The following is a 12,528-nucleotide window of genomic DNA, read 5'->3' as shown; positions in this document are numbered from 1 at the left end:
ACTATTTTTTTGCGGAAGCGAGGATTTTCAAAGCTTCGTCGTCCTTATATTCTGTCATTAGTACCTTCAGCTTCTCCTTAAGATCCGCAGTTATTTTTTCGGTACCCCTGGTACCATAAATGTTGGCAACTTCCGTCGGATCTTTCTGCAGGTCAAACAATTCCCAAGAATCGGCCCCGCCATAAAAATAAGCCAGTTTATACCGGCTGGTACGCAATCCGAAATGAGGATAAACGTGATGAGGCTGCGGGAATTCGTAATAATGGTAATAAGCCTCTTTGCGCCAGGGAAGCTTTGCATCAGGGGTTTTCAAAAGAGATAGAAACGATTTCCCCTGCATATCCGCTGGCGTCTTGGTGCCGGCTATGTTCAGCACAGTGGGAGCCCAGTCGATGTTCAGGACCAGGTCGTCCACCTTGGTGCCTGGTTTGATCACTCCTGGATAACGGATCACAAAAGGCGTTTTCAGGGATTCTTCGTAAATAAAACGCTTGTCGAACCACCCGTGCTCGCCCAGGTAAAAACCCTGGTCAGATGCATAAATAACAACTGTATTCTTTGCAAGACCGCTCTTATCGAGGTAATCCAGCAGCTTACCAATATTCCTGTCCAACGAATTAGCAACCGAAAAATAGTCGCGCAGGTAACGCTGGTATTTCCATTCGGTCAGCGCTTTTCCTGTCAGCTTTTTTTCATCAAATTCTTTAGTAACCTTATCGTAATACGCTTTAAATATTCCTTTTTGCTCCGGATTAAAACGGTTATAAGTCCCGTCCTTCTCATAATCGGCATTTACCTTCAGATCCTGTTTCAACCGCATCGTTTTATCGATTGTCATATCCTGCTGTAAAGCTGCGGATCTTCCTTTGTAATCATCGTAAAAATTAGCCGGCAGGGGAAATGTCACATGGTCATAAGCTCCCAGGTCCTGCAGGTCCGGAAGCCACTCGCGGTGGGTAGCTTTATGCCCAACAATCAGGAAAAATGGTTTTGAATTATCCCGCTTTTCAAGCCATTCTGTGGAAAACTTCGTGATCAGGTCCGAAACATAACCAGTGTATCGCGTGGTGTCATTGGGCTGCCCGATAAAATCGGGGTTATAATAATTCCCCTGGCCCGGCAATACTTTCCAGAAATCGAACCCAGCCGGCAGACTGTTCAAATGCATTTTTCCTATCCAGGCAGTCTGATAACCACTTTTACGTAAGGTTTCCGAAAGCAAGGTCTGATTGGTGTCGAACCGCGTGTTGTCATTTCGCTTGTAGCCATTCAGGTGGCTGTATTTCCCTGTCAGCAATGTGGCACGACTGGGCCCGCAGATGGAATTGGTAACCAGGTTATTATGCAAAATCGCACCCTCCCTCGCGATACGGTCAATGTTGGGCGTCTTAACAAGCTTGTTACCATACGCGCCGATGCCCTGGTAAGCGTGATCGTCGGAAAAAATGAAGATAATATTCGGCCTCTCAGGGGGTTGTGCAATAGACTGCCCTGCGAAGATCAGCAATAAAAGCAAACTGAAACAGCCAATACGGCGCATCTGAAAAAAAAGGGCAAAAGTGGCCTGCATGAATTACTCTATTAAATTGGTAGACAAAATAAACTTATCAAAAAGTCTTAAGCAAACATTTCCCGGTATAACTTGGGAATATAACTGAGAATGTCTTTAAAACAAAAGCCCGGAACCTGTCAATCAGGATCCGGGCCTTCGTCATAATAGTCTGCGTAATATAATATTGGCCTGTTATTTTTTAGCGTCGTTAATTGCTTCTGCCATTTCAAGATGGTGCTTTAAAGCGGGCACTTTACCAGCTGCCCAGGATTTAACGTCCGGATCTTTGGCATCTTTTGCAGCTTCTTCGAATTCACTGATGTCCTCTTTGTGATCATCAACCATAAATGAGATGTAAGCCTTATCAAAATCAGCTCCTTTTTTTGCAGCCAGGTCATCGTATTTTTTTTGCTTGTCGTCACTCAATGCCATAGGCAGTGAGATATTTTTCTTTTCAGCAAGCGCTTTCAGTTCGTCATTCGCTGCACCGTGTTCCTTGCTCATCGTGGCTCCAAACTTTTTGACAGCTTCGCTTGAAGCATTGGCTTGAGCCAGCTCCCCAAGTTTAACTTCCATCATTCCGCCATCTGCGGCTGCAACGGCAAATTCCGAATCATCTTCCAGTTTTGTATCGTCCAGTTTCTGTTCGTTTTGCTCCTCTGCAACTTCCTTCGAGTCTTCCGACTTGTTGCTGTTACATGCCGTGAATGCCATCATCGAGGCTAAAACAAGGGCACTTAATGTTATCTTTTTCATTTTTACTTTCATTTTTTTGTGACTTATGGCGACATGGTTTTAAAAAAGCATGCCAGAACCCACGAAAAGTCAAACGCTCACCGATTGCATGTCAAGCACGCCATAGTCCCTCAAATGCTAGCATCCCGTTTTTTGCCTTTTACCGTTCACCCATTCGCTTTTTGCTATTTTGGTCTTACTGAAGAATATATTTATTCTTGATGAAAGATGTATTAATTTTGAAAACACATTGCTTCTTCAAAGCGAATGCTGCTTGCCATTGATCAACCAGACCCCCGCTGTTTAAACCTATAATGAGTTACGTTAAATCCTTTCGGATTCTTCTTGCGGACGACGACGACGACGATACTTTTTTATTTCAGGAGGCTCTGCAGCAGCTGCCTGTGCCCATGGACCTGCTCATCGCGGACAATGGGATGGAGCTTATGAATATCCTTGACAGCGAAACGGCCAAGCCCGATGTAATCTTCCTCGATATGAACATGCCGGTGAAAAATGGCCTTGAATGCCTGACAGAAATCAGGTCGACACCCGGATTCGAGAAAACGCCTATCATCATACTTTCCACATCAGTCGCACAATACCTGTGGGAATCCGCATACAGAGGTGGTGCGAACCTTTATATTCAAAAGCCTACCAGTTTTGACGGTCTGGTGGAGATTCTGAAAAAATGCCTGTTTCAACGGCTCGAAAGAAGCAATACTTTCGATGTGGAACAATTTTTGATTACCAATTAAAATTACCGGTATTGAATTTTCATTTATATGAGTGAACCGACTGTCTTCAGCAAGGATCAGGAGTATTTTATCAAAAATCTAAGGCAAGAAACATCGTACAGCCATCAAAAGCTGGAAGATAATAAGCTCTCAAAAGCAATTCTTGATCCCGCCGTGACTTTAAGCGACTATCAGAAGTACTTAGCCAAAATGTATGGCGTAGTTATCGCATGCGAAGACCAGGTGTTTCCGGCCATCAGTCATGTGATAACTGATCTTGCGGACAGATATAAATCCAGTCTGATCATCGAAGACCTGGCGGCAACCGGGCTATCTGATTCAGAAATCGACTCGTTACCGGTTTATCAGTTTAAATTTTCTACAACGGCCGAGGCGCTCGGAGCAATGTATGTGCTGGAAGGATCAACCCTGGGGGGAAAGATTCTTTACAAGCACATTCATGATACGCTCGGGCTCAAGCCTGAGAACGGTGCCGCCTATTTTTGGGGATACGGTCCACAAACCGGAACGCTGTGGAAATCTTTCATCTCTTGCTTTACACAATTTGCTGCTGAATCCACTGAAGGTAAGCAAATGATCGAAAGCGCAAAACAAACATTCACAGCCATAGACAACTGGCTCAGCAGCAGTAATTGAATAGCAGCATAATGAATATCAAAGATATCGTCAACCGGGATATTGTCAACCTGACAAACTGCGAGAGCGAACCTATACACATTCCAGGCAGTATTCAGCCACACGGATTTTTATTAGGCTTAAAAAAAGGAGTAAACCTCATCGAATATTGCAGCGGCAACACGTCCGATTACATCGGGTTAAGCCCTGAGATGGTTTTAGGAAAGTCGCTATGGGAAGTTTTTTCCGCTGCTGAACAAGATGAATTTGACAAATACGTCAGCGTTGGGAAGATCGATTCCGCCCAGCCTTTTGTATTTACGTTTAATGAAATCCCCTACAATACGACGGTCCATGAAAGTGGCGAAAACTTGATCCTAGAACTCGAACCGTTCCCGGACGGGACGCTCAATCTGCCCAATCTCTATAACCAGACGAGGACGTTTGTTTCCATCATGGAAAAATCGACCTACCTGCCCGAGCTTTGTCAGGAAATCGCAAATAAAACGCGGTCGATTACTGGGTATGACCGGGTCATGATCTATAAATTTGACGAGGATTATAATGGCGAAGTGATTGCGGAAAGCAAGCGCGAGGACCTGAATTCTTTTGCCGGGCAGAAATATCCGCATACAGATATCCCTGTTCAGGCCAGAGAGCTTTACATCCGCAATCCGCTGCGGATGATTGCGGATATACATTATACGCCGGTACCTTTGCTGACGGTTGATGACGCTTCCGATAAGAGCAACAAATCCCTTGATTTAAGCCTGTCGATCCTGAGAAGTGTGTCCCCGATCCATATCGAGTATCTCAAGAACATGGGTGTTGGCGCAACGCTGACCATATCTTTACTAAAAGACCAGAAACTGTGGGGGCTCATTGCCTGCCATCATTATTCGCCTAAAATCCTTCCGCACTACACCAGGCTATCGGCACTTCTACAGGGTAATTTTCTGACATCACAGATCGCCGTGCGTGAGGTTGCCGAAGAATTTGACGTAACCCAGCAGGTAGATAAAGCATTGGTGGAATCGTTGACTTTGCTGCACGAAAACGAGAATTTCCTCGAAGCCTGCCACCAGTCTACATCACTGCTGGCACTGGCCAACGCAAGCGGGGCCGTCGTTTACTACAACGGGGTTTTATATAAAAACGGGGTTCTGCCCGCGGAAACCGAGTTACTTCCTTTATTAAAATTCCTGGCAAAAAAGTACCCCAACAACGGCTTTCACACCAACAGCCTGATTGAAATTTATCCGCAGGGCGAGTCCATAGCCAAATTCGCGGCAGGGATCATTTACCACTCAATGGCTTCCGGCAATCAGGACGGTATAATTTGGTTCAGAAAAGAGAAGCTCGAAACCATCAACTGGGCGGGAAATCCGGACAAAGCTATCTTGCCTAATGAGGACGGCGTACGTTTGTCTCCGCGAAAATCCTTTGAGCTATGGATGGAGGTGGTCAAAAATAAAAGCCTGCCCTGGAGAAAGTCAGAACTGAACGCAGCCAGCAGTTTTTCCTATGCCTTGCAGAAGCACGTTAATTTCCAACTGATACGGAAGCAGGAAGATAAAAACCGGATACTGAATGAGGAGCTCCAGACTGCCAACAAAGAGCTTGCCAATCTGAATTGGATCAGCACGCACGATTTGAAAGAGCCATTGCGAAAAATCCAGATTTTCGCATCGAAGGTACTTGACCGGGAAGATCCGGACCTATCGTTGCAAGTGAAAGACTCGGTAGAAAGGATGCGGTTTGCAGCCGAGAAAATGCAGTTGCTCATTGAAGATATCCTGGCCTACTCCAAGGCTGGCAGCATGGAAAAGGTTTTTGAAAAGACCGACCTTAACGAGATCCTGGCAGGGGTTCTTAACGAACTGAGTGACGCCATTGAAGAGAAGAAAGCCGTTATCAAGTCGGCAGGACTTCCCGTTCTTTCTGTAATCCCGTTCCAGGTGCGCCAGCTTCTCGTGAACCTTATCAGCAACGCGATCAAGTTTACAAAACCAGGGATTGAGCCAATTGTCCGAATTACGTCCGAGGCAGTTACGGGGGCAGAAATCCCTGCTGAAAAGGCTGTCAAGGGTAACGATTATTACAAAATTTCTCTTGAAGACAATGGTATCGGATTTGAAACGGAATACAAAAACAGGATCTTTGATGTCTTCCAAAGGCTTCATCCCGCACACAAATATCCGGGAACGGGCATCGGACTTGCGATTTGTAAGAAGATTATGGAAAACCATCAAGGCTTTATCCTGGCCGAATCCGAATTGGATAAAGGTTCGGTCTTCAGCGTTTATTTCCCTGTTGAATAAACCGCCGGTCAACACTGGATCAAATTGAGTACATACTTCCTCAGCCATATTTCGAAAAGAAATACGGCTGAGGTTTTTTAATGCACTTTTGAACTGGTATCACTTTGTTATGCAAACGCGGCACACAGTTTAATGTAAACCACACATGTCGCTAGCCGCAGCCGTTGGAACGTTAACAGCAGAACCTGTTATCACGTCCAGACAATTCAAGAAGCTCAGAAAAGACCCTGCCCTGACCGCCTCGGCGGCAGGATTAAACTATATATCGGGAGAGGCACCCGGCTTTTTTCGCAAGGGAAAATCTCCCCGCTTTTATTATCAGGACAAAAAGGGCGAGCGATTAACGGATAAGCAGATCATCCAAAGAATCAAAGCACTGGTCCTCCCGCCAGCCTGGAAGGACGTATGGATCAGCTCCGACCCAAATGCGCACCTGCAGGCTACGGGCATAGACGATGCAGGTCGCAAGCAATACCGTTACCACCCGCATTGGAACCTGATCCGCAATCAAACGAAATATTATAAGTTGCTGACTTTTTCCGAAGCACTCCCACTACTGCGCGAACGGGTGGAACACGATCTGAGAAAAAGAGACCTGGATCTTCATAAATCCATTGCGCTGGTGATCAAGCTCATGGATAAAACCTGTATCCGGGTAGGTAACCAAAGATATAAGGTCAAACATGGATCTTCGGGCATCACCACATTGGACGCACGTTGCGCGACGGTCACTGGAAGCAGAATCAGGTTCATGTTTACCGGAAAAAAAGGAATCAAACAAGATATTACACTCCGGGACGCCCAGTTGGCGAGACTCGTGAAGCAATACAAAGAGCTGCCCGGAAAAAGACTTTTCCAGTACACAACCGAAAATGGAAGGTGCGCTTTAAATGCACGGCAGGTAAATGACTATATCCGTGAGCACACAGGCTCCCATTTTTCGGCCAAAGACTTCCGCACATGGATGGGTACAGTCACAGCTTTCGAATACCTGAGTATGCAGGAGAAACATCAGTCGCAGAGACAATATACACGAACCGTCAATACCTGCCTGGATGTTGTGGCAGCGCATTTGGGCAATACCAGGGCAGTTTGCAAGAAATATTACGTACATCCGGCGGTTTTCCGGGCATACGAAAATGGTAAGATCCAGCGGTTCCTGAATAAGCCCACCGACGAAATGCGATTCTTCTCAGCAAGCGAACAGCGTGTAAAATCGCTTCTGGCGCACCAGATCTAAGAATTGTGGGTTCGCCAGCGGGTCAGGAACATTGGAAGTGGTGACAAGGGAATGCCGCCTTGCAGCGCGGGTAAAAACAGCAACATATACGTCTGAAATTCTCACCCGAAAAGCGCACAAAGACACCTTTCAGTTTATGGCACAAGATTTTATCTCTCCCAATCAAACCATTAAAAATTATCACAAACTATAAATTTAATTCGTATGGAAACCAATGAAAATCTTGTCGAGGTCCTGAATGACCTGATCAGAATCAACAATGATCGTATCGACGGTTATGAAAAAGCTATTAACGAAGTGGAGGATATCGACGTGGACTTAAAAGGTATCTTCCAGAAAATGGCCAACGAAAGCCGTGAAAATATCAATGAACTTAGTGCAGAGGTAAGAACCCTGGGCGGCGACGTAGCAACCGGAACTACCAGTTCAGGTAAAATTTATAGGGTATGGATGGATATCAAAGCAACTTTCACAGGCCATGACAGGACATCCGTTCTGGAAAGCTGCGAGTATGGCGAAGACGCTGCGCAGGAAGCTTATGATGACGCATTGGCCTCAGACGTAGATCTCCCTGTCAACGTAAGACAGATTATCGCCAACCAAAAAGCCGAATTGCTTGAGTCACACAACCTGATCAAAAAATACCGTGACTTGCATGAAGCGGTGAATTAAGGTATTGCCACACGAACGCATGCTATCAAAAAAGGTGAAATCGATCGATTTCACCTTTTTTTGTATCCAAGCTAGCATTCAAAGTTTATCGGAGATCCACCACTTCCACGCCCGGATATTGTTTGGAATTGAAAGCGAAAAAACTGTCGGCTACATTCACATCGGGCTGAAACTGCTCCACTTTATAAACCACTTCCTGTCCGTTTTTATGAAATATTCTCCAGCTGTTAATCGATTTATCGACCTTATTTACTTCAATTTCTACTTTGTCAACCTGGCTGCTCTTGTTTGTTGAAGTCAGCTCGACTACCTCCAATGCTTTAGTCCCTTCCTTTTTTTCTTTCAAAAAGATATACTTGAACCCTTTTTTGTAAGCGGAGTATATCTTGGTAGGGTCGAGGTCACCGCCCGCTGTCGGGTCGGGATCCTGAAGGTTGACCTCATTCGTTTCTTTAATATAAGTCGCCATCAGCTTACCATCATTGAAGATCTCCTGACCAGCCATTTTCAGTCTGAATTTGGTACCTTTTACGGTAGCTTCGCCTTTCAATGGTTTCTCGCCCTTGGGGGTATAAGTAAACACAGCCTTAAAGGATTTGATCTGCTGATACTTCTTACTCATTGCTTCCAGGATTGCAGATGACTTTTTATCTCCCTGTGCATGGGATGTAAAAGAGGCCATTAAAGCAACCAACATGATGGCAATCGTGTAATACTTCATTTTAACGTTTTTCATATTAAACATTCTGGCTTTTAGTGGGTTAATTTATAAGGGAATACGTGAGGTCATATATAATGTTACAAAATTTAGACCAACCTTGTCAAGGAAGGTTTAACAGCAAATTTTATATGTTGGGAAAAATTGCATCTCCTGCCACTAGCTTACTCCCATTACACGGAGATGTTCTTCAAGCCCGCTGAGATCGTGAAACATCACGTCCCGGGCCTTGCTTCCTGTAAATGGCCCCACTACGCCAAGGATTTCGAGCTGATCCATGATCCGGCCCGCGCGATTATATCCCAGTTTCATTTTACGCTGGATTAACGAAGTACTACCCTGCTGGTGCGTAACGATCAGGCGGGCAGCGTCGGGGAGCAAACCGTCAAAATCATCGGGATTGAGATCCGCTTTTCCTTCGGCCGCGTCTTCCCCTTCATACTCCGGAAGCGCATAAGCTTCGTCATATCCGCGTTGCGATCCAATGTATTCGCATACATCCTCGATTTCGCGGGTATCGATAAACGGGCATTGAAGGCGGATTACCTCCGAGTTGATGGCCAGCAGCATATCACCCTGCCCCACTAGCTGCTCTGCGCCGCCCATATCCAGGATCGTCCGGGAATCGATACTGGATGTAACCCGGAAAGATAACCTGGCCGGAAAGTTCGCTTTAATCAGACCGGTAATGACTTTCACAGAAGGCCTTTGCGTCGCAACGACCAGGTGAATCCCCACTGCCCTCGCCAGCTGCGCCAGGCGTGCAATCGGCGTTTCTACCTCTTTACCTGCGGTCATCATCAGATCCGCCAACTCATCAATTACAAGAACAATGTATGGAAGGAAGCGGTGGCCTTTTTCAGGACTCAGCCTTCTTTGAGCAAACTTTGCATTGTATTCTTTCAGGTTCCTTACCGCAGCCTCCTTGAGCAGATCATACCTCGAATCCATTTCGATACACAGGGAATTCAGGGTAAAAATCACCTTTTTAGTATCGGTGATAATGGCTTCCTCTGCACCGGGAAGCTTAGCAAGGAAATGCCTTTCCAGCTTATTGAAAAGGGTCAGCTCCACTTTTTTGGGATCCACAAGAACGAATTTAAGCTCAGCAGGATGTTTCTTGTAAATCAGGGAAGCAAGGATCACGTTCAGTCCAACTGATTTTCCCTGCCCGGTGGCACCTGCCATCAGCAAGTGGGGCATTTTCGCCAGGTCCACGATGTGAATTTCATTGGAAATGGTTTTTCCAAGCACAATAGGAAGATCGTAGTTGGATTTTTGGAAACGCTCGTTTGCTAAAACAGATCTGACAAATACGGTCTCCCGATTTTTATTGGGTACCTCAATCCCAATCGTGCCCCTACCAGGCATCGGAGCGATGATCCTGATCCCCAGTGCGGCCAAGCTCAGCGCGATATCGCCTTCGAGGTTTTTAATTTTCGATATTCTGACCCCGGCTTCCGGAATAATCTCGTAAAGTGTAACGGTTGGCCCAATGGTCGCTTTGATTTTAGAAATATTGATCCCATAACTTCCAAGCGTATCAACAATCTTAGTCTTATTCCCTTCCAGCTCTTCGTGGCTGACTTTTTCATGCTGGTTTTCAAAGACCTCATTCAGGAGATCAATGTTTGGAAACTTGTAAGTCGGCAGGTCCAGTGTGGGATCGTATTGTCCAAACTCCCTTAATATGGATGTATTGATATCCTCATCTTCCAATTCTTCGTCCACTGGTTCCGCCGCCTGCGTAGTATCCTCTACTTCCAGTTCCAGTTTGGTATCAACGGCCACGACGGGTATGGGAATTGGCTTCACAAAGGGAATACTCGTCACCTGTCCATTCCCTGGCTCCAATACCGGCTTTTCTGTTTTCGATGGCAGTGGCTCTGGCTCAGCCTCGACAGGCTGGATGTAATCGTCGTAGGTATCGTTAACCACAGATACGAAATTGCCAACCTTCTCAGGTTCTTTGTTATTGTCCGCTTCTGCAGCGACTGTCGCGTCATTGGCCAGCTCATCGGATTCTTCCAGCCGCGCATTTTTGAGCTGCCAGGCCTCAAAGGTTGACCGGGCATCATAGAAGAAAACAGCGAAAACAAACAATGCAAAAACGATCGGGATAACGCTTCCCCATTTGAGCCAGTCGAACAAAGCGACATTGACCATGTAGCCAATCCCTCCCGAAACAAAACTCAGGTTATTTTCGGTGTTGCTCATCATCACCACATAGCCCATCAGCACACTGATCCACAATGTGAAGAAGATTACCTCTTTGGTGGTTCTGGACAAAGGAAGAAATTCCCTGGCAAATGCCAATTTCCAGCCTGCTACAATGGGTACCAGTGGGAGCAGCAAGGCACCTACCCCAAACCAGCGGTAGACAAAAAAATGTGAAACCACGGCGCCCAGCACACCGAAAAAATTACGGGTTTGTTTGCCTGCATCCCTTACTGAGAGTTCGCTCAACCCATCAATCACACTTTGGTCCGAAAGGCCTGTGATGACATAGGACACAAAAGAGATTTCTAGAATGATCCCTAGCAGAATGAAGAAGATACCCCACGCCAGCGTATTCTTTGGACTGGAGAAAAACTGCTCCCAATCGAAAGATAAACTAAAACGGGAACCCGTCGCTTCCTCTGTTTTTGAACGCGGTGTGTTTCCTCTTGGCTTATTAACTGACATTTATTAGGCTATGGAATGCGTGATTACTTTTGCTCAGATTACTTGTTAACCAGCGCCTTACAAATATTTTTTGCAATTCCGGGCCCTTCGTAAACAAAGCCGGAATATACCTGAACCAATCCTGCACCGGCCTCCATTTTTTCCAGGGCCTGTGTCGGCGTTGCGATGCCACCAACGCCGATGACCGGAAACGCATGGTTGGATTTTTCGCAAAGGTAACGAATTACTTCTGTCGAGCGTTGTGTCAGTGGCGCCCCGCTCAAACCGCCTGCGCCTAGCTTTTCCACTTCCGCCTTATTGGTTTTCAGGTTTTCTCTGCTGATCGTCGTGTTTGTTGCGATAACGCCCGCAATGCCCGTTTGTTTTACGATGTCAATGATATCATCCAGCTGGCTGAGCGTCAGATCCGGCGCAATCTTTAAAAATATGGGTTTGGGATTAACTTTTTCCTTGTTCTTTTTCTGCAGCTCCATCAGCAATGCAGTAAGCGGCTCCTTTTCCTGCAAATCGCGCAGTCCGGGAGTATTAGGAGAACTTACGTTTACCACAAAATAGTCAACCACGTCAAACAATTCCCTGAAACAAATCAGATAATCGCTTAGCGCCTGGTCGTTTGGGGTATCTTTGTTCTTACCAATATTCCCTCCGACTAAAATCTTTGATTTTCGCTTCGCTAATTTTGCGGCGGCGACCTGGGCCCCCTTATTGTTAAAACCCATCCTGTTGATCAGGGCCTTATCCTTCTTCAAACGAAAGAGCCTTGGCTTATCATTGCCTGGCTGCGGCCGCGGGGTTACTGTCCCGATCTCGATAAAACCGAATCCCAATGCTTCCAGCTGATCCACCATTTCCGCATTCTTATCGAATCCCGCCGCCAGCCCAACCGGGTTCCTGAACCGCAAACCGGCTACTTCCTGCACTAAATCAGGATGTTCGAAGGTATAAATAGATCGTAATATCTGGGGAACAAAAGGAATTTTAAACGCGAAATGCAATACCTCGGCTACAAAGTAATGGATCCGCTCAGCATCAAACAGGAAGAGTATCGGGGAGATCAGAATCTTGTACATGCTGCAAATGTATCATCTTTGGCAGGAAGGGTTTGAATGGGCAGGGGTTTTTATTTTGTCAGGAAAGCTCTTTCAAGTAGACGTAAGTAACGCCATTCTTATTCTGACTCGCCGAAAACGTTAGCAGATATATTTTACGATCGGCAAATTTGACTAACCTGC

Annotated in this window: 10 protein-coding genes; 5 read left to right on the top strand and 5 right to left on the bottom strand. The window is 46.0% G+C overall.

Translation table 11 applies throughout. The annotated features are described in order from the left end of the window. Position 1: 1 nt before the first annotated feature. Both AC1XUF_RS09070 and AC1XUF_RS09065 read right to left on the bottom strand, forming a co-directional pair. Positions 2-1,540: a sulfatase family protein gene (locus AC1XUF_RS09070; protein WP_483342018.1), complete on the bottom strand. Its 1,539-nt coding sequence runs from the start codon at positions 1,538-1,540 to the stop codon at positions 2-4. Positions 1,541-1,744: 204 nt separating this feature from the next. Continuing rightward, positions 1,745-2,308, bottom strand: a complete 564-nt coding sequence (locus tag AC1XUF_RS09065) for a DUF4142 domain-containing protein (protein ID WP_483341433.1) — start codon at positions 2,306-2,308, stop codon at positions 1,745-1,747. Between the two features lie 293 nt (positions 2,309-2,601). On the opposite strand from AC1XUF_RS09065, the gene AC1XUF_RS09060 reads away from it, so the two are divergent. From AC1XUF_RS09060 to AC1XUF_RS09040, 5 genes are all read left to right on the top strand, one after another. Beyond that, a complete protein-coding gene (locus AC1XUF_RS09060; protein WP_483341431.1) occupies positions 2,602-3,045 on the top strand; it encodes a response regulator in 444 nt (147 codons plus the stop codon). A 27-nt stretch (positions 3,046-3,072) separates the two neighbouring features. Continuing rightward, the gene (locus tag AC1XUF_RS09055) at positions 3,073-3,681 is read left to right on the top strand and encodes a biliverdin-producing heme oxygenase (RefSeq protein WP_483341429.1); all 609 of its coding nucleotides are present in this window, start codon (positions 3,073-3,075) and stop codon (positions 3,679-3,681) included. Between the two features lie 11 nt (positions 3,682-3,692). After that, positions 3,693-5,981, top strand: coding sequence for an ATP-binding protein (locus AC1XUF_RS09050; protein ID WP_483341427.1), 2,289 nt, complete (start codon positions 3,693-3,695; stop codon positions 5,979-5,981). A 145-nt stretch (positions 5,982-6,126) separates the two neighbouring features. Next, complete coding sequence (locus AC1XUF_RS09045; protein ID WP_483341425.1) at positions 6,127-7,221, top strand: DNA topoisomerase IB; 1,095 nt, start codon at positions 6,127-6,129, stop codon at positions 7,219-7,221. Positions 7,222-7,425: 204 nt separating this feature from the next. Next, a complete protein-coding gene (locus AC1XUF_RS09040; protein ID WP_483341423.1) occupies positions 7,426-7,893 on the top strand; it encodes a ferritin-like domain-containing protein in 468 nt (155 codons plus the stop codon). 85 nt (positions 7,894-7,978) lie between these two features. On the opposite strand, the gene lolA1 is transcribed toward AC1XUF_RS09040, so the two are convergent. The 3 genes from lolA1 to AC1XUF_RS09025 all read right to left on the bottom strand — a co-directional run bounded on the left by lolA1 (position 7,979) and on the right by AC1XUF_RS09025 (position 12,366). Next, positions 7,979-8,629 (bottom strand): outer membrane lipoprotein periplasmic chaperone LolA1, encoded by a 651-nt coding sequence (gene lolA1 / locus AC1XUF_RS09035; RefSeq protein WP_483341421.1) that lies wholly within the window; start codon positions 8,627-8,629, stop codon positions 7,979-7,981. 141 nt (positions 8,630-8,770) lie between these two features. Continuing rightward, positions 8,771-11,296: an FtsK/SpoIIIE family DNA translocase gene (locus AC1XUF_RS09030; RefSeq protein WP_483341419.1), complete on the bottom strand. Its 2,526-nt coding sequence runs from the start codon at positions 11,294-11,296 to the stop codon at positions 8,771-8,773. Positions 11,297-11,334: 38 nt separating this feature from the next. After that, positions 11,335-12,366, bottom strand: a complete 1,032-nt coding sequence (locus tag AC1XUF_RS09025) for a quinone-dependent dihydroorotate dehydrogenase (protein ID WP_483341417.1) — start codon at positions 12,364-12,366, stop codon at positions 11,335-11,337. Positions 12,367-12,528 lie beyond the last annotated feature (162 nt).

This window comes from Dyadobacter sp. HNCC25DJ185 (assembly GCF_056895195.1).
The sequence above is the reverse complement of the archived record's forward strand: the minus strand, read 5'-3'. Positions and strand labels throughout refer to the sequence as shown.

Coding starts and splice junctions, on each gene's coding strand:
- AC1XUF_RS09045 (WP_483341425.1), top strand. CDS start 6,127: ATGTCGCTAGCCGCAGCCGTTGGAACGTTAACAGCAGAACCTGTTATC.
- AC1XUF_RS09065 (WP_483341433.1), bottom strand. CDS start 2,308: ATGAAAAAGATAACATTAAGTGCCCTTGTTTTAGCCTCGATGATGGCA.
- AC1XUF_RS09060 (WP_483341431.1), top strand. CDS start 2,602: ATGAGTTACGTTAAATCCTTTCGGATTCTTCTTGCGGACGACGACGAC.
- AC1XUF_RS09040 (WP_483341423.1), top strand. CDS start 7,426: ATGGAAACCAATGAAAATCTTGTCGAGGTCCTGAATGACCTGATCAGA.
- AC1XUF_RS09050 (WP_483341427.1), top strand. CDS start 3,693: ATGAATATCAAAGATATCGTCAACCGGGATATTGTCAACCTGACAAAC.
- AC1XUF_RS09025 (WP_483341417.1), bottom strand. CDS start 12,366: ATGTACAAGATTCTGATCTCCCCGATACTCTTCCTGTTTGATGCTGAG.
- AC1XUF_RS09070 (WP_483342018.1), bottom strand. CDS start 1,540: ATGCGCCGTATTGGCTGTTTCAGTTTGCTTTTATTGCTGATCTTCGCA.
- AC1XUF_RS09055 (WP_483341429.1), top strand. CDS start 3,073: ATGAGTGAACCGACTGTCTTCAGCAAGGATCAGGAGTATTTTATCAAA.
- lolA1 (WP_483341421.1), bottom strand. CDS start 8,629: ATGAAAAACGTTAAAATGAAGTATTACACGATTGCCATCATGTTGGTT.
- AC1XUF_RS09030 (WP_483341419.1), bottom strand. CDS start 11,296: ATGTCAGTTAATAAGCCAAGAGGAAACACACCGCGTTCAAAAACAGAG.